Origin of the sequence: Pseudomonas sp. N-137 (genome assembly GCF_034555295.1) — a bacterium.
GTDB lineage: Bacteria > Pseudomonadota > Gammaproteobacteria > Pseudomonadales > Pseudomonadaceae > Aquipseudomonas > Aquipseudomonas rhizophila.
Map to the genome: position 1 here is coordinate 461,352 of NZ_JAXUDQ010000010.1, position 25,009 is coordinate 486,360.

A 25,009-nucleotide genomic window follows, 5' to 3' on the forward strand; every position below is an offset into this window, starting at 1 on the left:
GACCCGCCGTTCAAGCACAAGCTTATGGCCGGCTATCAGGGCAGGGCATGCTCGTTGACCCATTGACTCTCACACCTACACTTATCGGCCATCACTCCCAAAGGAATAGCCCTGATGAAAGCCGTGCTGTGCAAAGAATTCGGTCCTGCCGAATCGCTGGTGCTGGAAGACGTCGCCAGCCCCGTCGCGAAGAAGAACGAAGTGCTGCTGGATGTGCATGCCGCCGGCGTGAACTTCCCTGACACGCTGATCATCGAGGGCAAATACCAATTCAAACCACCCTTCCCGTTTTCCCCCGGCGGCGAAGCAGCGGGCGTCATCAGCGCCGTGGGCGAAAAGGTCAGCCACCTGAAGGTCGGTGACCGGGTCATGGCGTTGACCGGCTGGGGCAGCTTTGCCGAACAGGTGGCCGTGCCAGGCTACAACGTGTTGCCCATCCCCTCGTCCATGGACTTCAACACCGCCGCCGCCTTCAGCATGACCTACGGCACGTCGATGCATGCCCTCAAGCAACGGGCCAACCTGCAACCCGGCGAAACCCTGCTGGTGCTCGGTGCATCGGGCGGCGTCGGCCTGGCGGCCGTGGAGATCGGCAAGGCCATGGGCGCCCGGGTGATTGCCGCCGCCAGCAGTGCAGAGAAGCTGGCCGTGGCCAAGGCTGCCGGTGCCGACGAACTGATCAACTACAGCGAAACCAGCCTCAAGGATGAAATCAAACGCCTCACCGACGGCCAAGGCGCCGATGTGATTTACGACCCGGTGGGCGGCGATCTGTTTGACCAGGCCATTCGCGCCATCGCCTGGAACGGCCGGCTATTGGTGGTCGGCTTTGCCAGCGGACGCATCCCCGAGCTTCCGGTAAACCTGGCCCTGCTCAAGGGCGCCGCCGTGGTCGGCGTGTTCTGGGGCTCCTTCGCCCAACGCCAACCCCAGGACAACGCCGCCAACTTCCAGCAATTGTTTAGCTGGTTCACCGAAGGCAAGCTCAAGCCACTGGTCTCGCAGGTGTATCCATTGAGCAACGCCGCCCAGGCGATCAATGACCTGGGCCAGCGCAAAGCCGTGGGGAAGGTGGTGGTGCAGGTGCGTTGATAGTCAATCAAGCGGTCCGCGTGCCAAAAGCGGCGGACCGCGTGACGATTGAATCTGGCGATCAAGGCAAAACGCCCGGCGCCCGGCATCTACTTGCCGAAAAACACATCGGACACGTAGCGGCGCGTGTAATGGAACGAGCGCAACTTCTGCACCCATGGTTGGCGCCATGCACGTTGATGTCCGAGCACTTCCAGGCCTCGGCCAATTTGTCTGCATCGATCGGCTCGCCCTCCGGATGGAATTCCAACGATTCCACGGCTTGCGTCTGCGCTGCCGGGGAGGCTGGCTCGGGATTGTTCTCGGGCACCCATAAAACCTGAGCGGCCCAACTCGCACTGCCCAAGCACAGCAGCATCACAGCACACCCCCTCATACCGTTCCTCACCTGAATGCCAGCTCCGGCAGAAACGTGAAGTGTAAAGAGCGAGGCTCATTAGTTGAATGGCGAGACTTCTGTGTTGGTTGAAGGACGTTTCCTACTTTCTTGTCCCGCAACGATGGAGTGCAGGAGTAAAGAGACCTTACAAGGCAATTCCTACAACGCCATCGGCGTATGTCTGAGCGACATGTTCATTTAAGAACATTCATTCAGGGAAATTCCCATTGTTTAAGTGATGAGAAGCGATGCTATTTTCGGTAACGAAACTGTAACATTCGCATCCGCAGTCATAACAAGAATCTGGAGCCCTTGAATGTTTGCTTTCTTTCGTCCTGCCGTACATCAGGCGCCCCTGCCTGAAGAAAAAATAGACAGCACCTACCGACGCCTTCGCTGGCAGATTTTCGCCGGCATCTTCATCGGCTACGCCGGTTATTACCTGCTGCGCAAAAACTTCTCCCTGGCCATGCCATACCTGATCGACGAGGGCTACACCCGGGGTCAGTTGGGCCTGGCCATGTCGGCCATTGCCATCGCCTACGGGCTTTCGAAGTTCCTGATGGGCCTGGTGTCCGACCGTTCCAACCCGCGCTATTTCCTGCCATTCGGTTTGCTGGTCTCGGCGGGGGTGATGTTCATTTTCGGTTTCGCGCCTTGGGCAACATCCAGCGTAACCATGATGTTCATCCTGTTGTTCATCAATGGCTGGGCCCAGGGCATGGGTTGGCCACCCAGTGGCCGGACCATGGTGCACTGGTGGTCGCAGAAAGAACGCGGCGGTGTGGTGTCCGTCTGGAACGTGGCGCATAACGTCGGCGGTGGCTTGATTGGGCCGTTGTTCCTGCTGGGGATGGGCTGGTTCAATGACTGGCATGCGGCGTTTTATGTACCGGCGGCCGTGGCGCTACTGGTGGCGCTGTTTGCCTTCGCGACCATGCGCGACACCCCGCAATCGGTAGGCCTGCCGCCGATCGAAAAATACAAGAACGATTACCCGGAAGGCTACGACGCCAGTCACGAGAACGAGTTCAGCGCCAAGGAAATCTTCGTCAAGTACGTGCTGCGCAACAAAATGCTCTGGTACATCGCCATGGCAAACGTCTTTGTTTACCTGCTGCGCTACGGCGTGCTGGACTGGGCGCCCACCTACCTCAAGGAAGCCAAAGGCTTCACGGTGGATAAAACCTCCTGGGCGTACTTTTTGTATGAGTGGGCAGGCATCCCCGGCACGTTACTGTGCGGCTGGATGTCGGACAAAATCTTCCGCGGCAACCGGGGCCTGACGGGCATGGTGTTCATGGCGCTGGTGACCGTGGCGACACTGGTGTACTGGCTGAACCCGGCCGGCAACCCGACCGTGGACATGATCGCCCTGGTTTCCATTGGCTTTCTGATCTACGGCCCGGTGATGCTGATCGGTTTGCAGGCTCTGGAACTGGCGCCGAAAAAGGCCGCTGGCACCGCCGCAGGTTTCACCGGGCTGTTTGGCTACCTGGGCGGCTCGGTCGCGGCCAGTGCTGCCATGGGCTACACGGTGGACCATTTCGGCTGGAACGGTGGTTTTGTATTGCTGGTGGGTGCTTGCCTGCTGGCGATGGCGTTCCTCGCGCCAACCTTGTGGCACAAGCAAATCGCCAGTCAGAGCCGCGAAGCGGTGGCCTGATCCAGGGCTGATTTACAGCGTTTGAGCCGCGCCTCCAGATTCCGGTCTGGCATGGCGTGGCTGCGCAGGGCGTGGATGGTCTGCTCGACATAATCGCGAGTGGTGCCATAGCGCCCACAGGCGCTTTCGAACACCTGGCTCAGCACATGATCCGGCAAGTTGCCGGCATAGCTGGGCAGGTGCCGCTCCAGCACAAACCCCAAGGCCTGCACCCGGCTGCCATCTTCGAGACGGCAACTGAGCCAGTGCGGACGATAGGACGGGAACGGCATCTCGCGCTGCCACAGGGCGAACAGCGAATCCTCAAGATTGTCCTGCGGCAATCGATAGGCAAAACCGCTGCACGAACCGCCGCGATCCAGCCCAAACACCAACCCCGGCAATTCGGGGGTGCCACGGTGTTCGTGAGACCACAAATACAAACCGCGATGATAACCGTGGACGCGGCCGCGCACCCGTTCCACCGCCGTGCATTCCGGCCGCCAGATCAACGAACCATAAGCGAACAACCACACTGGCCCGCCCTGGTGCAGACTCATGGTCGATTGCATCGACGTGCGCAGCTGCTCATGGGTCAGCTGCGGCCCCAGGTCGAGGCGTGGCGGGTATGGGGCGCTGGCAAAGGCGGATTCGATAGCGGTCATGGCCGGTAGCAGTTGGCTCCTCGCGGGTCGGAAGTTGGTAGCGCCGTCATGACACTGACGCTGATCAGAATCAAGGCAAGTTGGATGCCATGAATGCCTGAAGCTCAGGCATATACCTTAACGACATCTAGTGTGCGTACTAAATATCGAATCGATATATCGCCAGGTATATGACCCTGTGGGAGCAAGGCTCGCCCGCGATGAGAGCGATGCTGTCTTTCAGAGACCGAGGTGCCTGTTTCGCGAGCAAGCTTCGCTCCCACAAAGCTGAAATCCTCTCGCTACAAAAAACAGACCTCAATCAAGCTTCAAGAGCCGCTCAAGAGCGCGGCTCAAGAGCGCGGCGCATAGGCAAACACGTCGGCGCGCATTTGGTGGGCGTCCATTCCGGCCTCTACCAAGGCATCGAGCGTGGCATAGATCATGGCCGGCGAACCGCTGGCGTAGACATGCACATCCTTGAGATTGCTGATGTCCTCGCACACAGCTTCGTGAAGCATCCCGCAACGACCTGTCCAGCCGCACAGGTCGCTGACGACTTTGTGCAGATACAGGTTCGGCAGTTTTTTCCACTCATCCCAATGCTCGATTTCATAGAAATCTTCCGGACGCCGCACCCCCCAATACAGATGCACCGGGTGTTTGAAACCCGCTGCGCGGCAATGTTCGATCAGGCTGTGCATCTGCGCCATGCCGGTACCGGCGGCAATCAACACCAGTGGGCCCTCCGGCAACTCGGACAAATGGGTGTCGCCAAAGGGCATTTCGATGCGCACATTGGGGTTACGCTGAAGTTGCTCCAACAATGTCTGCGCACTGTTTTCGCGCACTAATACGTGCAATTGCAGCTCGCGCCCCGAATGCGGCGCCGAGGCCAGGGAAAACGCCGATTTCTCGCCATTCTCCCGCTCGATCATCAGGTACTGCCCCGCGTGATAGCGCGGCGGCTTGCCCGCCGGCGCGCGCAGGCGTACTCGCCAGACATCACCGCCCACGTCGGCGCATTCAGTGACCTGGCACGCCAGGCTGCGCACCGGCAACTCGCCCGGTGACAGCACGCCATCCCAGAGCACCACGCAGTCCTCCAGGGGCTCGGCAATGCAGGTGAAAATCTCACCGTGATCGCGCACTTCACCCGCCTGCTCCACGCGGCCTTCCACTAACAGCGCACCACAGACATGGCAGTTGCCATTGCGGCAGCTTTGCGGGCACTCGTAGCCCAGGCGTCGCGCGCCATCGAGAATCCGCTCGGCGGGCCGGATATCCAACACCGCCCCGGAAGGCTGCAAGGTTACACGCATCAATCTATTCCTAACTGATTCCAGATGGCATCGATCCGTTGGGTAACGGCTTCATCCTTGACGATCACCCGGCCCCACTCACGGGTGGTTTCACCGGGCCATTTGTGCGTGGCATCGAGTCCCATCTTCGACCCCAGGCCGGACACCGGCGAGGCAAAGTCGAGGTAATCGATCGGCGTATTCTCGATCATCACCGTGTCACGCTTGGGGTCCATGCGCGTGGTGATAGCCCAGATCACGTCGTTCCAGTCTCGTGCGTTGATATCGTCGTCAGTGACAATAACGAACTTGGTGTACATGAACTGTCGCAAAAACGACCAGACCCCCAGCATGACTCGCTTGGCATGCCCCGGGTACGACTTCTTCATGGTCACCACGGCCATGCGGTAAGAGCAGCCTTCCGGCGGCAGGTAGAAGTCGGTGATCTCGGGAAATTGCTTCTGCAGGATCGGCACGAACACTTCGTTCAGAGCCACCCCGAGAATGGCCGGCTCATCAGGCGGACGGCCAGTGTAGGTACTGTGGTAAATCGGCTTGATCCGATGCGTAATGCGCTCGACGGTGAACACCGGAAAGCTGTCGACTTCATTGTAGTAGCCGGTGTGGTCGCCATACGGACCTTCATCGGCCATTTCGCCGGGATGGATCACGCCTTCAAGAATAATCTCGGCAGTGGCCGGCACTTGCAGGTCGTTGCCGCGGCATTTCACCAGTTCGGTGCGGTTGCCACGCAACAGCCCGGCGAAAGCATATTCGGAGAGGCTGTCAGGCACTGGCGTGACAGCGCCGAGAATGGTCGCCGGGTCCGCGCCGAGGGCCACGGACACCGGAAACGGTTGCCCAGGATGTTTTTCACACCATTCCCGGTAATCCAGTGCACCGCCACGGTGGCTCAGCCAGCGCATGATGACCTTGTTCCGGCCAATGACCTGCTGACGGTAGATACCGAGGTTCTGACGGTCCTTGTTCGGACCTTTGGTGACGGTCAGGCCCCAGGTAATCAGCGGCCCCACGTCGCCCGGCCAGCAGGTCTGCACCGGCAACATTGCCAGGTCGACATCGTCGCCTTCGATCACCACTTCCTGGCAGATGGCGTCCTTGACGACTTTCGGCGCCATGGAAATGATCTTGCGGAAGATCGGCAGCTTGGACCACGCATCCTTCAGGCCTTTGGGCGGCTCAGGCTCCTTGAGAAACGCCAGCAGCTTGCCGATCTCGCGCAATTCGCTGACGGCTTCGGCGCCCATGCCCAAGGCCACGCGCTCCGGCGTGCCGAACAGGTTGCCCAGCACCGGGATGTCATAACCGGTCGGGTTTTCAAACAACAGCGCCGGGCCTTTGGCTCGCAGCGTACGGTCGCAGACCTCGGTCATTTCCAGTACGGGGGACACCGGCACCTGAATGCGCTTGAGTTCGCCGCGCTGTTCCAGACCGCTGATAAAGTCGCGCAAGTCGCGATACTGCATGCAAAAGCCTCATGGTAGCCGTGGCGTTCGGGGGCCCGAGTTTAACGCCGCCCGTTCAAAATAGTGAATGCACGGATAGCAAAAAGCCGGGTTTCCCCGGCTTTGCTGCCCTGCCTGATCGATTACTTGCGTTTCATCGACAGGAAGAACTCATCGTTGGTCTTGGTCTGCTTCAACTTGTCGACCAAAAACTCGATGGCAGCGACTTCATCCATAGGATGCAGGAGCTTGCGCAGGATCCACATACGCTGCAGCTCGTCGTCGGCGGTCAGCAACTCTTCGCGGCGGGTGCCGGAACGGTTGATGTTGATGGCCGGGAAGACGCGCTTTTCAGCGATCTTGCGATCCAGAGGCAGTTCCATGTTACCGGTGCCTTTGAATTCCTCGTAGATCACTTCGTCCATCTTCGAGCCGGTTTCAACCAGCGCGGTGGCGATGATGGTCAGCGAGCCGCCTTCTTCGATGTTGCGCGCGGCGCCGAAGAAACGTTTCGGTTTCTCCAGGGCGTGGGCATCGACACCACCGGTCAGCACCTTGCCGGAGCTCGGGATCACGGTGTTGTAGGCACGGGCCAGACGGGTGATGGAATCCAACAGGATCACCACGTCTTTCTTGTGTTCGACCAGGCGCTTGGCCTTCTCGATCACCATTTCGGCAACCTGCACGTGGCGGGTCGGCGGCTCGTCGAACGTCGAGGCAACCACTTCGCCGCGCACGGTGCGCTGCATCTCGGTCACTTCTTCCGGACGCTCGTCGATCAGCAGCACGATCAGATGAACTTCAGGGTTGTTACGAGCGATATTGGCCGCGATGTTCTGCAGCATGATCGTCTTGCCCGCTTTCGGCGGCGCCACGATCAGACCGCGCTGGCCCTTGCCGATAGGTGCGCACAGGTCGATGACCCGGCCGGTGAGGTCTTCGGTGGAACCGTTACCGGCTTCCATCTTCATGCGCACGGTCGGGAACAGCGGGGTCAGGTTCTCGAAGAGAATCTTGTTCTTCGCGTTTTCCGGACGATCGAAGTTGATCGTGTCGACCTTGAGCAGCGCGAAGTAACGCTCGCCTTCCTTCGGAGGGCGGATCTTGCCAACGATGGTGTCACCGGTGCGCAAGTTGAAACGACGGATCTGGCTCGGCGAGACGTAGATATCGTCTGGGCCGGCAAGATAGGAAGCGTCTGCGGAGCGGAGAAAGCCGAAGCCGTCCTGGAGAATCTCCAGCACGCCATCACCGGAGATTTCCTCGCCGCTTTTCGCGTGCTTTTTGAGCAGGGAGAAAATCACGTCCTGCTTGCGCGAACGGGCCATATTTTCTATGCCCATCTGTTCGGCCAATTCGAGCAGTTCGGTAATCGGCTTTTGCTTGAGTTCAGTCAGATTCATATAGGAATGACGTAATCATTTATGGAGGGGGGAAATTAAGCTTTTGGCTTAATGAGGCCGCGCCGCGGAGAAGGCGACAGGATCGCGTACTTATTCGAAAGGAGTGCGTCGGCGACGGCTTGCAGGGGGCAAAGGAGAAACCAGTGCGGGGCCGAATGTAACACCTGGGTTTGCGAGCGTCTAGCCCCGAGTAACGAAAAAAGCCCCGCGATTAGCGGGGCTTTTTCAACAGCATTCGGCGCTTAGATGTTGGCGTCGATGAAAGCAGCCAGTTGCGACTTCGACAGTGCGCCAACCTTGGTGGCTTCGACATTACCGTTCTTGAACAGCATCAGCGTCGGGATACCACGCACGCCATACTTGGGCGGGGTTTCCTGATTCTCGTCGATATTGAGCTTGGCAATGGTCAGCTTGCCAGCGTAGGTGTCAGCGATTTCGTCCAGGACCGGGGCGATCATTTTGCATGGACCGCACCACTCAGCCCAATAGTCGACCAGTACCGCGCCTTCGGCCTTGAGTACGTCAGCCTCGAAGCTAGCGTCGCTAACATGTTTGATCAGATCGCTGCTCATGGAATCTCCGGGATTGTCAGCAAAAAAACGTGGCCCATCATAGCTGCCCTTACCGGGTTCAGGAAGCCGCAGTTGATTGAGTCTCGCTATGGTGTCTGATGTATTTAGGTATGACGCCCGTCATGGGGCAGCCGGGGCCACGAAGGAAATTCCGGTGCGCAGTGCGGCGTTACGTACGTGTTCCTGCATGGCTTTTTGCGCGCCACCCGAAGCGCGACGGGCCAGGGCCCGAAGGATCTTGCGATGCTCCTGCCAGGTCTCCATCGCCCGCTCCGCCCTGATGAACGGCAGTTTCTGGCTCTCCAGGAAGATGTCGGCGCTGGCGGTGAGAATACTCAGCATCGCCTGGTTGCCGCTGGCCTGCAGGATGCGCCGATGGAACTCGAAATCCAGCCGCGCCGCTGCGTCGAAATCCCCTGCCTTGAGCTCCCGACGCATGGCCTCGACGTTGTCCTCCAATGTGTCGAGTTCATCGGCGCTCAACGTCACCGCCGCCAACCCGGCCGCGAAACCCTCCAGGGCATAACGCAACTGGAAGATATCCACCGGCGAAGCCTGGGCCGCGAACGGCCAGCCCGGGGCCAGTTCGCTGCGCGAAACCTCCACCGACGACTGCACGAACACACCCTTGCCCGGCTGTACGCTGATGACGCCCAGCGCACTCAACGATGAAAGCGCTTCACGCAGCGAGGCGCGACTCACCCCCAGTTGCAACGCCAGGTCCCGCTGCGACGGCAGCGCATCCCCGGGAGCGAAGCCTTCATCGACGATCAGTTTACGGATGGCTTGCAGCGCCACTTCGGGCACTGCGCGAGAGATGGAATTCATGGTTTTTCAGACGAACCGGGCCAGTGAGCGACCAGTTGTAAAGCTAAACGCCGCGCCCGGCAAGTCGTGCTCCACTTGGGTTCGGCGGCAAATACCAACGCTCGATAACGGTGCGAAACGCGGCGCAACTGTTCAGACCAGTAAGACCTCATTCCGCCAGTAAAACCGTGGCTTTGGCAGATTAAAAACCAGCTTGGCATGGCCTGTGCTCTGTCCGAACGCAGAAATCACATCACCGATGCGGAGATTCGCCATGATCAAGCGTTACAGCGCCCTGCTTACCGCCCTGTTCGCCAGCCTGATGCTCACTCATCTGCCCGCTCAAGCGGACGGCCTGGAAGACGTGGTCAAGCGTGGCACCCTCAAAGTCGCAGTCCCCCAGGACTTCCCGCCGTTCGGCTCGGTAGGCCCGGACATGAAGCCGCGCGGCCTGGACATCGACACCGCGCAACTGCTGGCCGATCAGCTCAAGGTCAAGCTTGAACTGACCCCGGTCAACAGCACCAACCGCATTCCGTTCCTGACCACCGGCAAGGTTGACCTGGTGATCTCCAGCCTGGGCAAGAACCCCGAGCGTGAAAAAGTCATCGACTTCTCCAGCGCCTACGCGCCGTTCTACCTCGCGGTATTCGGCCCGCCCGACGCCGCCATCAATGGCCTGGACGACCTCAAGGGCAAGACCATCAGCGTCACCCGCGGCGCCATCGAAGACATCGAGCTGACCAAGGTCGCTCCCCAAGGCGCCACGATCAAACGCTTTGAAGACAACAACTCGACCATCGCCGCCTACCTGGCCGGTCAGGTGGACCTGATCGCCAGCGGCAACGTGGTGATGGTCGCAATCAGCGAACGCAATCCCAAGCGCGTCCCGGCGCTGAAAGTAAAACTCAAGGATTCGCCAGTGTATGTGGGCGTGAACAAGAACGAGCCGGCGCTGCTGGACAAGGTCAACCAGATCCTGGCCACTGCCAAGACCGATGGCAGCCTGGAGAAAAACTCCCAGACCTGGCTCAAGCAGCCGCTGCCGGCCGATCTCTGACCGTCGCCTGAGAGGTTGAGCATGGCTTATCAGTTCGATTTTATGCCGGTGGTGCAGAACACCGAGCTGCTGTTGCGCGGTGCCTTGTTCACCTTGGAGTTGACGGCCATCGGCGCGCTGCTCGGGGTTGGCCTGGGCATCGTCGGTGCCGTGGTGCGGGCGTGGCATATTCGTCCGTTCGCGGCGATCTTCGGCGTGTACGTGGAGCTGATCCGCAACACGCCATTCCTGGTGCAGCTGTTTTTCATTTTCTTCGGCCTGCCGTCCCTGGGTTTGCAGATATCCGAATGGCAGGCAGCGGTACTGGCAATGGTGATCAACCTCGGAGCCTACTCCACCGAGATCATCCGCGCCGGCATCCAGGCCATTCCGCGTGGGCAGCTGGAAGCCGCCGCGGCTCTGGCAATGAGCCGTTTCGAAGCCTTTCGTCATGTGGTGCTGCTGCCGGCGCTGGGCAAGGTCTGGCCGGCCCTGAGCAGCCAGATCATCATCGTGATGCTCGGCTCGGCGGTCTGCTCGCAGATCGCCACTGAAGAGCTGAGCTTTGCCGCCAACTTCATTCAGTCCCGTAATTTCCGCGCGTTCGAAACCTATGCACTGACCACGCTGATCTACTTGTGCATGGCGCTGTTGATCCGCCAGTTCCTGAACTGGGTGGGGCGCCGCTACATTGCCAGGAGCAGCCAATGAGCGATTTCACTTTCTGGGACGTGGTGCGCAACCTGCTCACGGGCCTGCAATGGACCCTGGCATTGTCGCTGGTGGCGTTTATCGGGGGCGGCGTGATCGGCTTGCTGGTGATGGTGCTGCGCATTTCCAAAAGCGCCCTGCCCCGCAATATTGCTCGCACCTACATCGAGCTGTTCCAGGGCACACCGCTGTTGATGCAGCTGTTCCTGGTGTTCTTCGGCGTCGCCCTGGCCGGGGTGGAAATCTCGCCGTGGATGGCAGCGGCGATTGCCTTGACGCTGTTTACCAGTGCCTATCTGGCGGAGATCTGGCGTGGCTGCGTCGACGCGATATCCAACGGCCAGTGGGAAGCCTCGGCGAGCCTGGCCCTCAACCCGCTGGAGCAGTTGCGCTACGTGATCCTGCCCCAGGCCTTGCGCATCGCCGTGGCGCCGACCGTGGGGTTTTCGGTGCAAGTGGTCAAGGGCACGGCAGTGACCTCGATCATTGGCTTTACCGAACTGACCAAGACCGGCGGCATGCTCGCCAACGCCACGTTCGAGCCGTTCATGGTGTACGGCCTGGTGGCCCTCGGTTACTTCCTGCTTTGCTACCCCTTGTCCCTCAGTGCGCGCTACCTGGAAAGGAGACTGCATGCCTCTGCTTAGAATTTCCGCCCTGCATAAATACTACGGCGATCACCACGTGCTTAAAGGCATCGACCTGAGCGTCGAGGAAGGCCAGGTCGTGGCGATCATCGGTCGCAGCGGTTCGGGCAAATCCACCCTCTTGCGCACCCTCAATGGTTTGGAGTCGATCAACGACGGCGTGATTGAAGTCGACGGCGAATACCTCGACGCCGGCCGCGCCGATCTGCGCAGCCTGCGGCAGAAAGTCGGGATGGTGTTCCAGCAATTCAACCTGTTCCCGCACCTGACCGTCGGTGAGAACGTGATGCTCGCGCCGCAGGTTGTTCAAAAAGTATCCAAGGCCAAAGCGGCTGAATTGGCACGTCAGATGCTGGAGCGAGTCGGACTCGGGGAGAAATTCGACGCCTTTCCGGACCGCCTGTCCGGCGGCCAGCAACAGAGGGTCGCCATCGCCCGCGCCCTGGCGATGTCGCCAAAAGTACTGCTGTGCGACGAAATCACCTCCGCCCTGGACCCGGAACTGGTCAATGAAGTGCTCGGCGTGGTGCGACAGCTGGCCAAGGATGGCATGACCCTGATCATGGTCACCCACGAGATGCGCTTCGCCCGTGAAGTAGGGGACAAGCTGGTGTTCATGCACCAGGGCAAGGTGCATGAGACGGGGGACCCCAAGGTGCTGTTCGCCGATCCGCAGACGGTGGAACTGGCGAATTTTATCGGGACGGTCGAGTCGGCGACCTGAGGTTCTGCTGCGCCGTTTCTGGCCTCATCGCGAGCAGGCTCGCTCCCACTTCGATCGCGACTCGGTCACTTGTGGGAGCGAGCCTGCTCGCGATTGACGCGAAGCGGTCGCCTTTGCGTTGGCGTAAGCGGTTGATCGTGGCAGGATGGCAAGGTTATCGACCGAGACTTTTTGACCATGCCGCCATCCCAAGCCAAGAATCTGTCCCTGATCGCAGCCATAGACCTGGGCTCCAACAGCTTCCACATGGTCGTCGCCAAGGCCCAGAACGGGGAAATCCGAATTCTTGAGCGGCTCGGCGAGAAGGTCCAACTGGCCGCCGGCATCGACGAAGAGCGCCAGCTGAGCGAGGAATCCATCCAGCGCGGGCTCGATTGCCTCAAGCGGTTCGCCCAACTGATCAACGGCATGCCCCTGGGCGCGGTACGGATCGTGGGCACCAACGCATTGCGCGAGGCGCGCAACCGCGGCGAATTCATCCACCGCGCCGAAGAGATCCTCGGCCATCCGGTGGAAGTCATTTCCGGGCGTGAAGAAGCCCGTCTGATTTACCTCGGTGTCTCCCATACGCTGGCAGACACACCGGGCAAACGCCTAGTGGCGGACATCGGTGGCGGCAGTACCGAATTCATCATTGGCCAGCGCTTCGAGCCGCTGCTGCGCGAAAGCCTGCAAATGGGTTGCGTCAGCTACACCCAGCGTTATTTCCGCGACGGCAAGATCACCCCGGCGCGCTACGCCCAGGCCTATACGGCGGCTCGTCTGGAAATCATGAGCATCGAACATGCCCTGCACCGCCTGACCTGGGATGAAGCCATTGGCTCCTCGGGCACCATTCGCGCCATTGGCCTGGCCCTCAAGGCCGGCGGCCATGGCACTGGCGAGGTCAACGCCGAAGGCCTGGCCTGGCTCAAGCGCAGGCTGTTCAAGCTCGGCGACTCGGACAAAATCGATTTCGAAGGCATCAAGCCTGACCGCCGGGCGATTTTCCCGGCGGGCCTGGCGATCCTCGAAGCGATTTTCGACGCCCTCGAACTGCAACGCATGGACCACTGCGAGGGTGCCCTGCGCGAAGGCGTGCTCTATGACCTACTCGGGCGCCATCACCATGAAGACGTCCGTGAGCGCACCCTGGGCTCGCTCATGGAGCGTTACCACGTCGATCAGGAACAGGCCGCACGGGTCGAACGCAAAGCGCTGCACGCCTTCGACCAGGTGGCCGACGACTGGGATCTGAACGACGGGGTCTGGCGCGAATTGCTGGGCTGGGCCGCCAAGGTGCATGAGGTGGGCCTGGACATCGCCCACTATCACTACCACAAACACGGCGCCTACCTGATCGAGCATTCGGACCTGGCAGGCTTCTCCCGCGAAGACCAGCAGATGCTCGCGCTATTGGTGCGTGGCCACCGGCGCAATATTCCCAGGGATAAATTCGCCGAGTTCGGCAATGACGGCATCAAACTGATTCGTCTGTGCGTGCTGCTGCGCTTTGCGATCCTGTTCCACCACATCCGCGGTACCCAGGAAATGCCCCAGGTGGTCCTGCGCGCCGACGGAGCTCAACTGGATGTGCTGTTTCCCGAAGGCTGGCTGGAAGAGAACCAACTGACCCAGGCTGACTTCGCCCAGGAAGCCGAATGGCTTACCCGAGTCGGGATTGTGCTGAACATCCACTGATTGCTCACTGGAATCGGGGCTTAGCTGCAATCCATTGTGGCGAGGGGATTTATCCCCTCGCCACAAAAGCTAAGCCTGCCTCTACCTCTTAACGAACCGTCAGCAACGGGCTGCCCAAGCGCTCCAGCAATGTCGCCTGGGCGCTGCGGGCATTCTGGTTGCCGGTCGGCGTGTTGCGGATATAGCGACCGTCCGATTGCAGGCTCCAGCTGTGGGTGTTGTCGGTGAGGTAGCTTTCCAGCTCCTTCTTGACCCGCAGGATCAGCTTCTTGCCTTCCACCGGGAAGCAGGTCTCGACGCGCTTGTCGAGGTTGCGCTCCATCCAGTCGGCGCTGGACAGGAACATCTGCTCCTCCCCACCGTTGAGGAAGTAGAACACCCGGGTATGTTCCAGGAAGCGGCCGATGATCGAGCGTACATGGATGTTGTGGGAAACCCCCGGGATACCCGGCCGCAGGCAGCACATGCCGCGCACCACCAGGTCGATGCGCACGCCCGACTGGCTGGCCTTGTACAACGCGCGGATGATCTTCGGATCGGTCAGCGAGTTGAATTTGGCGATGATGTGCGCCGGCTTGCCGTCCAGGGCGAACTGCGTCTCCCGGGCAATCATGTCGAGCATGCCCTTTTTCAAGGTGAACGGCGCGTGCAGCAGTTTTTTCATGCGCAGGGTCTTGCCCATGCCGATCAACTGACTGAACAGCTTGCCGACGTCTTCGCACAAGGCATCGTCGGAGGTCAGCAGACTGTAGTCGGTGTACAGACGGGCGTTGGCGGCGTGATAGTTGCCGGTGCCCAGGTGGGCGTAACGCACGATCTCGCCGGCCTCGCGCCGCAGGATCAGCATCATCTTGGCGTGGGTCTTGAAGCCGACCACACCATAAATCACCACCGCACCGGCCGCTTGCAGACGACTGGCCAGTTGCAGGTTGGACTCTTCATCGAAGCGCGCCCGCAATTCGATCACTGCCGTGACCTCTTTGCCGTTACGCGCCGCGTCCACCAAGGCGTCGACGATTTCCGAGTTGGCGCCGCTGCGATACAGGGTCTGGCGCACCGCCAATACGTGGGGATCCTTGGCCGCCTGGCGCAGCAGGTCGACCACGGGCGTGAACGACTCGAATGGGTGCAGCAGCAGAATGTCCTGCTTGCTGATCACGCTGAAGATGTTCTCGCTGTTTTGCAGCAACTTCGGGATCTGTGGCGTGAACGGCAAATATTGCAGTTCCGGATGGCTGTCCAGACCGGTGATGCTGAACAGTCGGGTCAGGTTGACCGGACCGTTGACCTGATACAGCTCGGTCTCATGCAGGTTGAACTGCTTGAGCAGGTAGTCGGACAGGTGTTTGGGGCAAGTGTCGGCCACTTCCAGGCGCACCGCATCACCGTAGCGGCGCGAGAACAGCTCGCCGCGCAGGGCGCGGGCCAGGTCTTCGACGTCTTCGGTGTCTACCGACAGGTCGGCGTTACGGGTCAGGCGGAACTGGTAGCAACCCTTCACCTTCATGCCCTGGAACAGGTCGTCGGCGTGAGCGTGGATCATCGACGACAGGAACACATAATTGTCACCGGGGCCGCCGACGTCTTCCGGCACGCGGATGATGCGCGGCAACAAGCGTGGCGCGGGGATGATCGCCAGGCCGGAATCGCGACCGAAGGCGTCGATGCCTTCGAGCTCGACGATGAAGTTCAGGCTCTTGTTGACCAGCAGCGGGAACGGGTGCGTCGGGTCGAGGCCGATCGGGGTGATGATCGGGGCGATCTCGTCGCGGAAATAGCGGCGCACCCAAGTCTTGAGCTTGGTGTTCCAGTTGCGCCGACGAATGAAGCGAACCTGATGCTTTTCCAGCTCGGGCAACAGAATGTCATTGAGAATCGCGTACTGGCGGTCAACGTGGCCGTGGACCAGCTCGCTGATTCGGGCCAGAGCCTGATGCGGCTGCAGGCCGTCGGCACCGGCCTGTTCACGGGCGAAGGTGATCTGCTTTTTCAGGCCGGCGACGCGAATCTCGAAGAACTCGTCCAGGTTGCTGGAAAAGATCAGCAGGAACTTGAGCCGCTCCAGCAGCGGGTAGGACTCGTCCAGCGCCTGCTCCAGCACGCGGATGTTGAACTGCAGTTGCGACAGCTCGCGATGGATGTACAGGCTGCTGTCATCCAGGTTGGGAATGACAATCGCAGGGGCCACGGGGGCCTCGGGCACCACCGGCGGCGTAGGCACGGCCTCATGCTCCGGCGGTGTTTCGGCGACCTGCTCGACCACGGGCTGAGCGTCTTTTACGGCAACTTCAGAGAGTCCTTCGGTATTCATCACAAGTTCCTGGGAGGCTATTTCTGCTCTCGTAACAATTGGGCGGCGCGCACAGCAAAGTAAGTCAGGATGCCATCAGCTCCTGCACGTTTGAAAGCGGTCAAGGACTCAAGGATCACTCCTTCGCCCAACCAGCCGTTCTGGATTGCCGCCATGTGCATGGCGTACTCGCCGCTGACCTGATAGACAAAGGTCGGTACTTTGAATTCGTCTTTGACCCGGCAAAGAATGTCGAGGTAAGGCATGCCCGGCTTGACCATGACCATATCAGCCCCTTCTGACAAGTCCGCCGCCACTTCGTGCAAGGCTTCCTCGCTGTTGGCCGGGTCCATCTGATAAGAGGCCTTGTTGGCCTTGCCCAGATTCAGCGCCGAGCCGACCGCATCACGGAACGGGCCGTAATAGGCGCTGGCGTACTTGGCCGAGTAGGCCATGATCCGCACATTGACATGACCGGCCACTTCAAGCGCCTCACGGATCGCCTGGATGCGACCGTCCATCATGTCCGACGGCGCCACCACCTGGGCACCGGCCTCGGCGTGAGACAACGCCTGCCTGACCAGTGCATCGACGGTAATGTCATTCTGCACATAGCCTTCTTCATCGAGAATGCCGTCCTGCCCATGCGTGGTGAACGGGTCCAGCGCCACGTCGGTGATCACGCCCAGTTCCGGGAAACGGGCACGCAGGGCACGGGTCGCGCGCTGGGCGATGCCATCGGGGTTCCAGGCTTCGGCGGCGTCCAGGGACTTGAGCCCGGCAGGCGTGACCGGGAACAGCGCCAGCGCCGGAATACCCAGCTCGACCCACTTGGCGGCTTCTTCAAGCAACAGGTCGATGGTCAGGCGCTCTACCCCGGGCATCGAGGCCACGGCCTCGCGACGGTTCTCACCGTCCAGCACGAACACCGGCAGGATCAGGTCATCAGTGGTCAGCACGTTTTCACGCACCAGCCGACGAGAGAACTCATCACGGCGATTGCGACGCAGACGGGTAGCGGGGAACAGACGATTGGCGGGGGTAAAGCTCACGGCAGACTCCTGAGCCCGCGCTGACGGGCGAGCGTGACAGTTATAGACGGCCATTATGACGAACAGATGACAGATATGTGCACCTGCGTCCCGTCGTCGCAGTCATTGTCGTTGCAGGAAATGTTCACGTCGAGACACATCTCGATACTTTCCTGAATGTGTCCGAAGGGTTAGGCTGCGCGTTCATTTCGCCAGCACCCAGACAATGCTCCAGCAATTTCTCCATGACTTCGGCTACCTGGCCTTGTTTATCGGCACGTTCTTCGAAGGCGAAACCATCCTCGTGCTCGCAGGCTTCCTGGCGTTCCGTGGCTACATGGACATCAATCTGGTGGTGGTGGTGGCGTTCTGCGGCAGCTACGCGGGCGATCAGTTGTGGTACTTCATGGGGCGCAAGCACGGCCGCAGGCTACTGGCGCGAAAACCTCGCTGGCAGTTGATGGGCGATCGGGCGCTGGAGCACATTCGCCGGCATCCGGACATCTGGGTCCTGAGTTTTCGCTTCGTCTACGGCTTGCGCACAGTCATGCCGGTGGCCATCGGGCTGTCGGGCTATCCGCCGGGCCGCTATCTGTTGCTCAACGGTATCGGCGCGGCGATCTGGGCCACTGCCCTGGCCGCCGCCGCGTACCACTTCGGCGCGGTGCTCGAAGGCATGCTGGGCAGCATCAAGAAATATGAATTGTGGGTACTCGGTGCCCTGCTCGTGCTGGGGTTGTGCCTGTGGCTGCGTCGACGTATCAAGAATGCACGGCTGGCCAGGAAAGTCCTCGAAGCCGAACGGCTGGAGCAAGCCAGGACCCACGAGCCTACGACGCCAGCCGAGTGACCCGGCTGCGACAGCAATACAGCCCGATGCCACTGAGCAGGCTGTAGCTGAGCAACCCAACCCAGGCCACGGGGCTGGCCGGCCACAACCCCACCAGCGGCGCCAGCCACACCAGTGGTAAATTCAGGACCAGCCGCAACAGCTCCAGCCTCAGGGCCCACGGGCGATTCTCCAGGGCCACGCCCAACACAAACAAACCCAGCGCCACCGTGCCCCAACCCAACACCAGGGCAGCAACCGACAGGCTGTTCTCCAGGTTCATCAAGTAACTGCCCAGCGCAATGTAGGTACAGAACTGCAACGCCACGTACCACTGCTGGCGGCCGTCCAGCGGCACCTCGAATTTGCGGAACTGACTCAGGTCCGGCTTGTTCAGCGGGTACCGCGCCGCCACATCCGCCGGACGCCAACCGGTGGGCATAAACCAGATCCGCAGCTTGTCTCGCCAGCGCTCTGCCCGTCGCGCATCCGCCCACAATTGCGCATAGAACTGCAGGTTGGCCCACAACGGATTCCAGCTCGCCAGCGGCGTGGTCACGCCAAAAATCACCGGTTCGTTAGCGTCTTCTTCCTGAAAGGTGCGAAACAGACGGTCCCAAATAATGAACACCCCGCCGTAATTGCGATCCATGTAAAGAGGGTTCTGTGCATGGTGGGCGCGATGATTGGACGGCGTAACGAAACACCACTCCAGCCAGCCGAGCTTGGGGATGTGTTGGGTGTGGACCCAGAACTGATACAGCAGATTCAACGCCGCCACGCTGACGAACACCACCAGCGGCACGCCGGCCACCGCCAGCGGCAGGTAGAAAATCCAGCTCAACACAAACCCGGTGCTGGTCTGGCGCAACGCCGTGGAGAGGTTGTAGTCCTCGCTCTGATGATGGACCGAATGGGCCGCCCAGAGGATGTTGCGCTCATGGCCCATGCGGTGCAGCCAGTAATAACAGAAGTCGTAGAACACGAAGGCCAATACCCAGACCCAGGCCTGGTCGGCAGACAAGTGGATAACGGCCAGGTGTTCCAAGGCAAACGCGTAGGTCACCAACCCCACGCCCTTGGTCAGCAAACCGGTCGTGGTGGAGAGCACGCCGGTGCTCAGGCTGTTGATGGCGTCTGCCACGCGGTAATGGCTCACACCCCGCCAGCGGTCGGCCAGCAACTCGACGGCAATCAGCACAAAGAAAAACGGCACGGCATACAGAATGAAATTCATGACGCAACCCGAGCAGACAAAGCAGGGAGATAGTCGGCAGATTAGGTGTAGCTGCTCGATAACCCTATGGCAACGAGTGACAAATTAGTGGACATTTAACGCCATGAATCTGGAGAAAAGCCCATGAGCAAAAAAGTTGCAGTGATCCTTTCCGGCTGTGGCGTGTATGACGGTGCAGAGATCCAAGAAAGCGTGATCACCTTGCTGCGCCTCGACCAGCGCGGCGCACAGGTGCAGTGTTTCGCCCCCGACATCGCGCAGTTGCAGGTCATCAATCACCTGACCGGCGAGCAGATGTCCGAGAGCCGCAACGTATTGGTGGAGTCCGCCCGGATCGCTCGGGGCAATGTAAAGGATTTGCGCGAAGCCAACGTCGAGGACTTCGACGCGCTGATCGTGCCTGGCGGTTTCGGCGCGGCGAAGAACCTCTCCAACTTTGCCGTCGAAGGCGCGGGCTGCTCCGTCCAGCCGGAGGTTCTGGCGCTGACCGAAGCCTTTGCCGAGGCCGGAAAACCGGTGGGGCTGATCTGCATTTCCCCGGCCCTGGCGGCAAAAATCTATGGTCCGGGGGTGACCTGTACCATTGGCACAGATACCGACACTGCCGCCGCCGTTACCAAAATGGGCGGCATCCACGAAGACTGCGCTGTCACCGATATCGTCGAAGACACTGCGCGCAAGCTGGTCAGCACGCCGGCCTACATGCTGGCGCAGAACATCAGCGAAGCGGCTTCGGGGATCAATAAACTGGTGGACCGGGTGCTGGAGTTGACTCACGAGAATGACGAGTAACACCACCCTTCAATGTGGGAGCGAGCCTGCTCGCGATGGCGTCAGTTCAGTTGATGTATCTGTTTGCTGACACACCGTCATCGCGAGCAGGCTCGCTCCCACAAGAGGTCCGAGCAAGACTCAGGAAGTTCGGGCCAAGCGCGTCAGTATCCGATCCAGCGCATTGGCGAACCCTTGCTTGTCCCGCTCGCTGTACGCTGCCGGCCCGCCGCCCATATGGCCCTGCTCACGCAAGTCGGTGAACAGGTTGCGCACCGCCAGCCGATCACCCATGTTCTGCGCATCGAACTCCTTGCCCCGCGGATCCAGTGCCGCAACCCCCTTCTTCACCAGCCGGTCAGCCAACGGTACGTCGCTGCAGATCACCAGCTCACCCGGTACGGCATGCTCCACCAGGTAATCGTCCGCCGCGTCAGGCCCGCTGGGCACCACGATCAGCTTCACGCAGGCCAAGGCCGGCTTGATCTGCGGTTGGCCGGCCACCAGCACCACTTCGAAGCGGCGTTTCAAGGCGAACTTGACCACCAGTTCCTTCGCGGCCTTGGGACAGGCGTCGGCGTCGATCCATACACGCATTGAGTTTTTCCTCTAATTAAAAGCATCGCGGGCAAGCCTTGCTTCCACAGGCGAATACTGACTGTGGGAGCAAGGCTTGCCCGCGATTATGAGCGCAGCGAATGCTGTTCAGGAAACCTGGACCCTACGCTTCTCCGCCACCCGACTGCGCCCGTACAACACCACAATCGCCACGATCGCCACCACTTGGGCGGCCAAGGAATAAGCATCGGCGTGAATGCCCAGCCAGTCGAAATCGAAGAACGCCACCGGACGGGTGCCAAAGATCCCGGCTTCCTGCAGCGCCTTCACGCCATGACCGGCAAAAACCACCGACAGCGCGCAGAGCAATCCGGCATTGATGCTGAAAAACAACGCCAGCGGCAGTTTCGCCGAGCCGCGCAGAATCACCCAGGCCAACCCCACCAACAGCACCAGCGCCGTGGCGCCGCCAGCCAATACGGCATCATGCCCGGCGGGACCGGCTTGCAGCCACAGGGTTTCGTAGAACAGGATCACTTCGAACAGCTCGCGATAGACCGAGAAAAACGCCAGGATCGCAAAACCGAAACGTCCGCCGCCGCCCACCAAACTGCTCTTGATGTAATCCTGCCAGGCCGCCGCGTGACGTCGGTCGTGCATCCACACACCCAGCCACAGCACCATCACACTGGCAAACAAGGCCGTTGCGCCTTCGAGCAATTCGCGCTGGGCACCGCTGACGTCAATCACATAAGCGGCCAGCCCCCAGGTGGCCAGACCAGCCAGCAGCGCCAGCCCCCAACCGACGTTGACGCTGCGAACCGCTGACTGTTGACCGGTATTGCGCAGGAACGCCAGGATCGCCGCCAGCACCAGAATCGCTTCCAGCCCTTCGCGAAGCAGAATCAGCAAGCCCGAGATGTAGCTCAGCGACCAGCTCAAACCGTCGCCACCCAGCAGATCCGCCGACTCCGTCAGCTTGGCCTTGGCCGCGTCCAGGCGCTGCTCGGCCTGCTCGACCGACAAGCCATCCTGCAACGACTGACGGTAGGCCATCAGCGCTTTTTCAGTGTCCTTGCGCACATTGGCATCGACGTTATCCAGCGAACTTTCCACCAGCTCGAAACCTTCCAGGTAAGCGGCTACCGACAAGTCATAGGCTTGGTCGTGATCACCGGCGCGATACGCCGCGATGCTCTTGTCCAGGGTGGTGGCGGTGTAGTCGAGCAACTGCGCCGGGCCACGCTGCACTTGTGGCGGCTGGGCACGCTGGGCACGAAAGGTGGCTGCCGCTTCAGGGCCCTGCGCCGCGAGGATTTCGGCCGGTGTCTGGCGCGCCAGATCAGCGAGGTTGAAGGTCTGTCCGCTTTTAGCGGTCGCCGGGTCGGCGCTGAAGCTGGCGATGTACGTCGCCAGGTCCCAGCGCTGACGGTCGTCGAGCTGATCGGCAAAGGCCGGCATGTCAGTGCCTTCGACGCCCATGCCAAGCGTGTTGTAGATCGCGTAGAGACTCAGATGATCCAGGCGCGCCCCATCGCGCAGGTTGGCGGGTGCAGGCTCCAGGCCGACACCGGCAGGACCGTCGCCAGCCCCGCTGTCACCGTGGCACACCGAGCAATTTTGCGCATACAGCGGCGCACCGCGGGCCGGGTCCGGGGTGATCACCGGCGCCTGACTGACCTCATACGCCACCGCCAGTCGGGCCCCCAGTTGCCGCGCCAGGCGGGCGACCTCATCGCCGTCCTGATGCGCGGTGATGGCGCTGCGCAAGGCGCCGACGCCTTGTGTCAGCTCTGCTTTTTCAGGTTTGGCTGGCAGCGCAACGATCAGCCCTTCCAGGCGCTGGGTAAATTCCAGTTGCTCGCGGTATTCAGACTCGTCGACAACCTTGCCCGCCTGCACCGTCGCCGGATAATCCGCCCCGATGTAATCCAGTAAATGCAGCGCCTGGGGGGCGCCCTCCAGGGTGTCGGCCAATAGATTGGCGCTGCATAGCGCAAACAACGGCAGCGCTAGCCAGGCCAGAAAACGGTACGGGGCAGTCATGAATGACTCTCAGATGGAAATAAGAAGTAACACATTGTTCACTTCCAATGACCTTGACTCAAGGGTTGATGTGTTTCTGAAGCAGATTTCATCGGATCTTCACGCTTGGAAGTGATGTCACAAAAACTGCATTACGAGATTAAAAAGCCATTACATAGCCAACGGCCATGTTTATAATCCCGCCGCCCTCTTATTGTCCGAAGGCATAAAAGCTCCTCCGGTTATGAGGAACCGACAGCGCCCAGCGCTCGTCCGTGGATCGTCCCAGCCCGACCCGCACCCCCGGCTGATACCTCAGGGAAGAAGTATTCATGGCATCCCGTGCCGCTCTTTCGATCGCCCTCGGCGCGATCACCTTGTTGTCTGGCTGCTCTGCGTTTCGCAACTACGACAGCGAATTGGCCCAGACCAATCAGCAACTGGCTTCCGGCAACGTCGACGCGGCGTTGACCCTGCTGGAGAAGAACAACACCAGCCAAGACAAAGACCTGCTGTATTTCTTCGAAAAAGGCGAACTGTTGCGCGCCAAGGGCGACCTGCCCGGCAGTCAGGCTGCCTGGTCCAGCGCCGATCAGCAGGTGGGTCAGTGGGAAGATGCAGTCAAGCTCGACACAGGCAAATATCTGGCACAGTTCGGCAGCTTTCTGGTCAACGATAAAGTTCGACGCTACGAAGGCTATGACTACGAAAAGGTCATGCTAACCACGCAGATGGCCCTGAACCAGCTGGCCGTGAACGACTTCGACGGCGCGCGGATGCAGATCAAGAAAACCCACGAGCGCGAAGCGGTGATTGCCGACCTGCGGGACAAGGAATACCTCAAGCGCGAGGAAGACGCCGAGAAGCAAGGGGTCAAGACCGAGTACAAGGACCTGCAGGGCTACCCGGTGGCCAGCCTCGACGCGCCGGAAGTGATCAGCCTGAAAAACAGCTATCAGAGTGCGTTCAGCCATTACCTGGCCGGGTTCGTCTATGAAGCCTTGGGCGAAAAAGACCTGGCCGCTCCGGGTTATCGCAAAGCCGCCGAACTGCGTCCGAATACGCCGTTGCTGGAGCAGGCATTGATCAACCTCGACAAGCCCGCTGGCAAGAAGGATGAAAGCGACATCCTGATTGTGGTGCAGAGCGGCCTGGCGCCGTCACGGGACTCGATCCGCATTCCCCTGCCCCTGCCCATCAGCGGCAATGTGGTGATCACGCCACTGTCATTTCCCCTGATCAAGCCTGACACCTCCACCGCCACGTTCACTCAAATCGGTGTCGACGGTCGTCAACTGGACCTGACCCAGCTCAACAGCACCACAGCCATGTCCCGCCGCGCCCTGCGCGACGACATGCCCGGCATCATCCTGCGCACAACCGTGCGCGCGATCACCCGTGGCGTGGCGCAAAAACAGATCAACGAAACCAATCCCCTGGCCGGCCTCGCGGTGGGCCTGACCTCGGCCGTGCTGGAAGGCGCGGACACCCGGACCTGGCGCACCCTGCCGGACTACACCCAAGTGGTGCGTCTGCGCCTGAAAAAAGGTGAACACCACGTCACCTTGCCGAGCGCGGTGGGCGGTTCGGTGGTCAAGGTTACCGTCGATCAGCGTTACCAGGTCATCAGCCTGCGGGCGGTGGGCAATCAGGTCTTCGCCGGTGGCCTGGCCGCCCAGGTGATCCCGAGCACCAACCCGACCGCCGTCGCCAGCATCAAGCAACCTTAAGAACGGAGTCTTGTTCAAATGCGTTTAAAACTGATCACCCTCGGTGTCCTGGCCTTGCTGGCCGGTTGCGCCACCCCTGCGCCGCCGGAGCCGGGCAGCGCCGCCAGCAAAGTCGTGGCCATGGGCAAGCAGAAAAACATCGTGGTCGGCGCCATGCGCGTGGCCCGGGAAAACGGCTACCTGACCGTCAATGTGCAGTTGAGCAACACCAGCTTCAACAACAAGACGATGTACTACCGCTTTGCCTGGTTGGGACCGGAAGGCTTTCCGGTTGCCGAGGAAGAAACCTGGAAAAGCCTGACGCTGTACGGCGAACAAACCAGTTTCCTGCCGGCTATCGCACCGACCCCCAAGGCTGTGGATTTCCGATTGGAAATCAATACGCCTTGAGCCACACACCTGTGGGAGCGAGCTTGCTAGCGATAGCA

22 protein-coding genes are annotated in these 25,009 nt (G+C 60.5%); 11 read left to right on the plus strand and 11 right to left on the minus strand.

Features of this window, described 5'->3' with window-relative positions; all coding sequences use genetic code 11:
* Positions 1-114: 114 nt before the first annotated feature.
* On the plus strand, positions 115-1,092 hold the full coding sequence (locus T3A99_RS11645; RefSeq protein WP_076383061.1) for an NADPH:quinone oxidoreductase family protein: 978 nt from the start codon (positions 115-117) through the stop codon (positions 1,090-1,092).
* Between the two features lie 695 nt (positions 1,093-1,787).
* The gene (glpT, locus tag T3A99_RS11650; RefSeq protein WP_047226091.1) at positions 1,788-3,137 is read left to right on the plus strand and encodes a glycerol-3-phosphate transporter; all 1,350 of its coding nucleotides are present in this window, start codon (positions 1,788-1,790) and stop codon (positions 3,135-3,137) included.
* Here glpT and T3A99_RS11655 read toward each other — a convergent pair.
* The 6 genes from T3A99_RS11655 to T3A99_RS11680 form a co-directional block, all read right to left on the minus strand.
* Entirely contained in the window at positions 3,113-3,781 is a 669-nt protein-coding gene (locus T3A99_RS11655; RefSeq protein WP_047226092.1) for a gamma-glutamylcyclotransferase, read from the minus strand. The genes glpT and T3A99_RS11655 overlap by 25 nt on opposite strands.
* Before the next feature lie 332 nt (positions 3,782-4,113).
* Positions 4,114-5,082 (minus strand): CDP-6-deoxy-delta-3,4-glucoseen reductase, encoded by a 969-nt coding sequence (locus tag T3A99_RS11660; protein ID WP_076383063.1) that lies wholly within the window; start codon positions 5,080-5,082, stop codon positions 4,114-4,116.
* The gene (gene ubiD / locus T3A99_RS11665; RefSeq protein ID WP_039590257.1) at positions 5,082-6,548 is read right to left on the minus strand and encodes a 4-hydroxy-3-polyprenylbenzoate decarboxylase; all 1,467 of its coding nucleotides are present in this window, start codon (positions 6,546-6,548) and stop codon (positions 5,082-5,084) included. Before ubiD ends, T3A99_RS11660 begins: the two co-directional genes overlap by 1 nt.
* A gap of 122 nt (positions 6,549-6,670) precedes the next feature.
* A complete protein-coding gene (gene rho, locus T3A99_RS11670; RefSeq protein ID WP_025216061.1) occupies positions 6,671-7,930 on the minus strand; it encodes a transcription termination factor Rho in 1,260 nt (419 codons plus the stop codon).
* 242 nt (positions 7,931-8,172) lie between these two features.
* On the minus strand, positions 8,173-8,502 hold the full coding sequence (trxA, locus tag T3A99_RS11675) for a thioredoxin TrxA (RefSeq protein WP_047226095.1): 330 nt from the start codon (positions 8,500-8,502) through the stop codon (positions 8,173-8,175).
* Positions 8,503-8,622: 120 nt separating this feature from the next.
* Complete coding sequence (locus T3A99_RS11680) at positions 8,623-9,330, minus strand: FadR/GntR family transcriptional regulator (protein WP_047226096.1); 708 nt, start codon at positions 9,328-9,330, stop codon at positions 8,623-8,625.
* Positions 9,331-9,583: 253 nt separating this feature from the next.
* Between T3A99_RS11680 and T3A99_RS11685 the strand changes: the two genes are divergently transcribed.
* The 5 genes from T3A99_RS11685 (at position 9,584) to ppx (ending at position 14,110) form a co-directional block, all read left to right on the plus strand.
* Complete coding sequence (locus T3A99_RS11685) at positions 9,584-10,369, plus strand: transporter substrate-binding domain-containing protein (RefSeq protein WP_076383064.1); 786 nt, start codon at positions 9,584-9,586, stop codon at positions 10,367-10,369.
* A gap of 21 nt (positions 10,370-10,390) precedes the next feature.
* Positions 10,391-11,059 carry an amino acid ABC transporter permease gene (locus T3A99_RS11690; RefSeq protein ID WP_092452819.1) on the plus strand — a complete coding sequence of 223 codons (669 nt, stop codon included), beginning with the start codon at positions 10,391-10,393 and terminating at the stop codon, positions 11,057-11,059.
* On the plus strand, positions 11,056-11,706 hold the full coding sequence (locus T3A99_RS11695) for an amino acid ABC transporter permease (RefSeq protein WP_076383065.1): 651 nt from the start codon (positions 11,056-11,058) through the stop codon (positions 11,704-11,706). Before T3A99_RS11690 ends, T3A99_RS11695 begins: the two co-directional genes overlap by 4 nt.
* Complete coding sequence (locus T3A99_RS11700; RefSeq protein WP_047226100.1) at positions 11,693-12,430, plus strand: amino acid ABC transporter ATP-binding protein; 738 nt, start codon at positions 11,693-11,695, stop codon at positions 12,428-12,430. Before T3A99_RS11695 ends, T3A99_RS11700 begins: the two co-directional genes overlap by 14 nt.
* Before the next feature lie 177 nt (positions 12,431-12,607).
* Positions 12,608-14,110 (plus strand): exopolyphosphatase, encoded by a 1,503-nt coding sequence (gene ppx, locus T3A99_RS11705; RefSeq protein ID WP_047226101.1) that lies wholly within the window; start codon positions 12,608-12,610, stop codon positions 14,108-14,110.
* A gap of 88 nt (positions 14,111-14,198) precedes the next feature.
* Here ppx and ppk1 read toward each other — a convergent pair whose 3' ends face one another.
* A complete protein-coding gene (gene ppk1, locus T3A99_RS11710) occupies positions 14,199-16,421 on the minus strand; it encodes a polyphosphate kinase 1 (RefSeq protein WP_076383067.1) in 2,223 nt (740 codons plus the stop codon).
* Between the two features lie 17 nt (positions 16,422-16,438).
* On the minus strand, positions 16,439-17,452 hold the full coding sequence (gene hemB / locus T3A99_RS11715) for a porphobilinogen synthase (RefSeq protein WP_047226103.1): 1,014 nt from the start codon (positions 17,450-17,452) through the stop codon (positions 16,439-16,441).
* A 205-nt stretch (positions 17,453-17,657) separates the two neighbouring features.
* Between hemB and T3A99_RS11720 the strand changes: the two genes are divergently transcribed.
* Positions 17,658-18,281: a DedA family protein gene (locus tag T3A99_RS11720; protein WP_047226104.1), complete on the plus strand. Its 624-nt coding sequence runs from the start codon at positions 17,658-17,660 to the stop codon at positions 18,279-18,281.
* Here the strand turns inward: T3A99_RS11720 and T3A99_RS11725 are convergent.
* Positions 18,262-19,497 carry a sterol desaturase family protein gene (locus T3A99_RS11725; protein ID WP_047226105.1) on the minus strand — a complete coding sequence of 412 codons (1,236 nt, stop codon included), beginning with the start codon at positions 19,495-19,497 and terminating at the stop codon, positions 18,262-18,264. The two genes, T3A99_RS11720 and T3A99_RS11725, sit on opposite strands and share 20 nt — an antisense overlap.
* A 123-nt stretch (positions 19,498-19,620) precedes the next feature.
* Here T3A99_RS11725 and elbB point away from each other — a divergent pair, with 123 nt between their 5' ends.
* Positions 19,621-20,289, plus strand: a complete 669-nt coding sequence (gene elbB / locus T3A99_RS11730) for an isoprenoid biosynthesis glyoxalase ElbB (protein ID WP_322834317.1) — start codon at positions 19,621-19,623, stop codon at positions 20,287-20,289.
* Between the two features lie 120 nt (positions 20,290-20,409).
* Here elbB and T3A99_RS11735 read toward each other — a convergent pair whose 3' ends face one another.
* Together T3A99_RS11735 and T3A99_RS11740 are read right to left on the minus strand one after the other, a co-directional pair.
* Positions 20,410-20,865: a YaiI/YqxD family protein gene (locus T3A99_RS11735; RefSeq protein WP_047226107.1), complete on the minus strand. Its 456-nt coding sequence runs from the start codon at positions 20,863-20,865 to the stop codon at positions 20,410-20,412.
* A 108-nt stretch (positions 20,866-20,973) separates the two neighbouring features.
* Complete coding sequence (locus T3A99_RS11740) at positions 20,974-22,872, minus strand: FTR1 family protein (RefSeq protein ID WP_322834318.1); 1,899 nt, start codon at positions 22,870-22,872, stop codon at positions 20,974-20,976.
* Positions 22,873-23,183: 311 nt separating this feature from the next.
* Between T3A99_RS11740 and T3A99_RS11745 the strand changes: the two genes are divergently transcribed.
* Positions 23,184-24,581 (plus strand): COG3014 family protein, encoded by a 1,398-nt coding sequence (locus T3A99_RS11745; protein WP_047226109.1) that lies wholly within the window; start codon positions 23,184-23,186, stop codon positions 24,579-24,581.
* Between the two features lie 18 nt (positions 24,582-24,599).
* Positions 24,600-24,971 (plus strand): YcfL family protein, encoded by a 372-nt coding sequence (locus tag T3A99_RS11750; RefSeq protein ID WP_047226110.1) that lies wholly within the window; start codon positions 24,600-24,602, stop codon positions 24,969-24,971.
* The last annotated feature ends 38 nt before the right edge of the window (positions 24,972-25,009 follow it).

What these genes read in the sequence shown, in the direction of transcription:
- T3A99_RS11645 (WP_076383061.1), top strand. Translation starts at nt 115, where the DNA reads ATGAAAGCCGTGCTGTGCAAAGAATTCGGTCCTGCCGAATCGCTGGTG.
- glpT (WP_047226091.1), top strand. Translation starts at nt 1,788, where the DNA reads ATGTTTGCTTTCTTTCGTCCTGCCGTACATCAGGCGCCCCTGCCTGAA.
- T3A99_RS11655 (WP_047226092.1), bottom strand. Translation starts at nt 3,781, where the DNA reads ATGACCGCTATCGAATCCGCCTTTGCCAGCGCCCCATACCCGCCACGC.
- T3A99_RS11660 (WP_076383063.1), bottom strand. Translation starts at nt 5,082, where the DNA reads ATGCGTGTAACCTTGCAGCCTTCCGGGGCGGTGTTGGATATCCGGCCC.
- ubiD (WP_039590257.1), bottom strand. Translation starts at nt 6,548, where the DNA reads ATGCAGTATCGCGACTTGCGCGACTTTATCAGCGGTCTGGAACAGCGC.
- rho (WP_025216061.1), bottom strand. Translation starts at nt 7,930, where the DNA reads ATGAATCTGACTGAACTCAAGCAAAAGCCGATTACCGAACTGCTCGAA.
- trxA (WP_047226095.1), bottom strand. Translation starts at nt 8,502, where the DNA reads ATGAGCAGCGATCTGATCAAACATGTTAGCGACGCTAGCTTCGAGGCT.
- T3A99_RS11680 (WP_047226096.1), bottom strand. Translation starts at nt 9,330, where the DNA reads ATGAATTCCATCTCTCGCGCAGTGCCCGAAGTGGCGCTGCAAGCCATC.
- T3A99_RS11685 (WP_076383064.1), top strand. Translation starts at nt 9,584, where the DNA reads ATGATCAAGCGTTACAGCGCCCTGCTTACCGCCCTGTTCGCCAGCCTG.
- T3A99_RS11690 (WP_092452819.1), top strand. Translation starts at nt 10,391, where the DNA reads ATGGCTTATCAGTTCGATTTTATGCCGGTGGTGCAGAACACCGAGCTG.
- T3A99_RS11695 (WP_076383065.1), top strand. Translation starts at nt 11,056, where the DNA reads ATGAGCGATTTCACTTTCTGGGACGTGGTGCGCAACCTGCTCACGGGC.
- T3A99_RS11700 (WP_047226100.1), top strand. Translation starts at nt 11,693, where the DNA reads ATGCCTCTGCTTAGAATTTCCGCCCTGCATAAATACTACGGCGATCAC.
- ppx (WP_047226101.1), top strand. Translation starts at nt 12,608, where the DNA reads ATGCCGCCATCCCAAGCCAAGAATCTGTCCCTGATCGCAGCCATAGAC.
- ppk1 (WP_076383067.1), bottom strand. Translation starts at nt 16,421, where the DNA reads ATGAATACCGAAGGACTCTCTGAAGTTGCCGTAAAAGACGCTCAGCCC.
- T3A99_RS11720 (WP_047226104.1), top strand. Translation starts at nt 17,658, where the DNA reads ATGCTCCAGCAATTTCTCCATGACTTCGGCTACCTGGCCTTGTTTATC.
- T3A99_RS11725 (WP_047226105.1), bottom strand. Translation starts at nt 19,497, where the DNA reads ATGAATTTCATTCTGTATGCCGTGCCGTTTTTCTTTGTGCTGATTGCC.
- elbB (WP_322834317.1), top strand. Translation starts at nt 19,621, where the DNA reads ATGAGCAAAAAAGTTGCAGTGATCCTTTCCGGCTGTGGCGTGTATGAC.
- T3A99_RS11735 (WP_047226107.1), bottom strand. Translation starts at nt 20,865, where the DNA reads ATGCGTGTATGGATCGACGCCGACGCCTGTCCCAAGGCCGCGAAGGAA.
- T3A99_RS11740 (WP_322834318.1), bottom strand. Translation starts at nt 22,872, where the DNA reads ATGACTGCCCCGTACCGTTTTCTGGCCTGGCTAGCGCTGCCGTTGTTT.
- T3A99_RS11745 (WP_047226109.1), top strand. Translation starts at nt 23,184, where the DNA reads ATGGCATCCCGTGCCGCTCTTTCGATCGCCCTCGGCGCGATCACCTTG.
- T3A99_RS11750 (WP_047226110.1), top strand. Translation starts at nt 24,600, where the DNA reads ATGCGTTTAAAACTGATCACCCTCGGTGTCCTGGCCTTGCTGGCCGGT.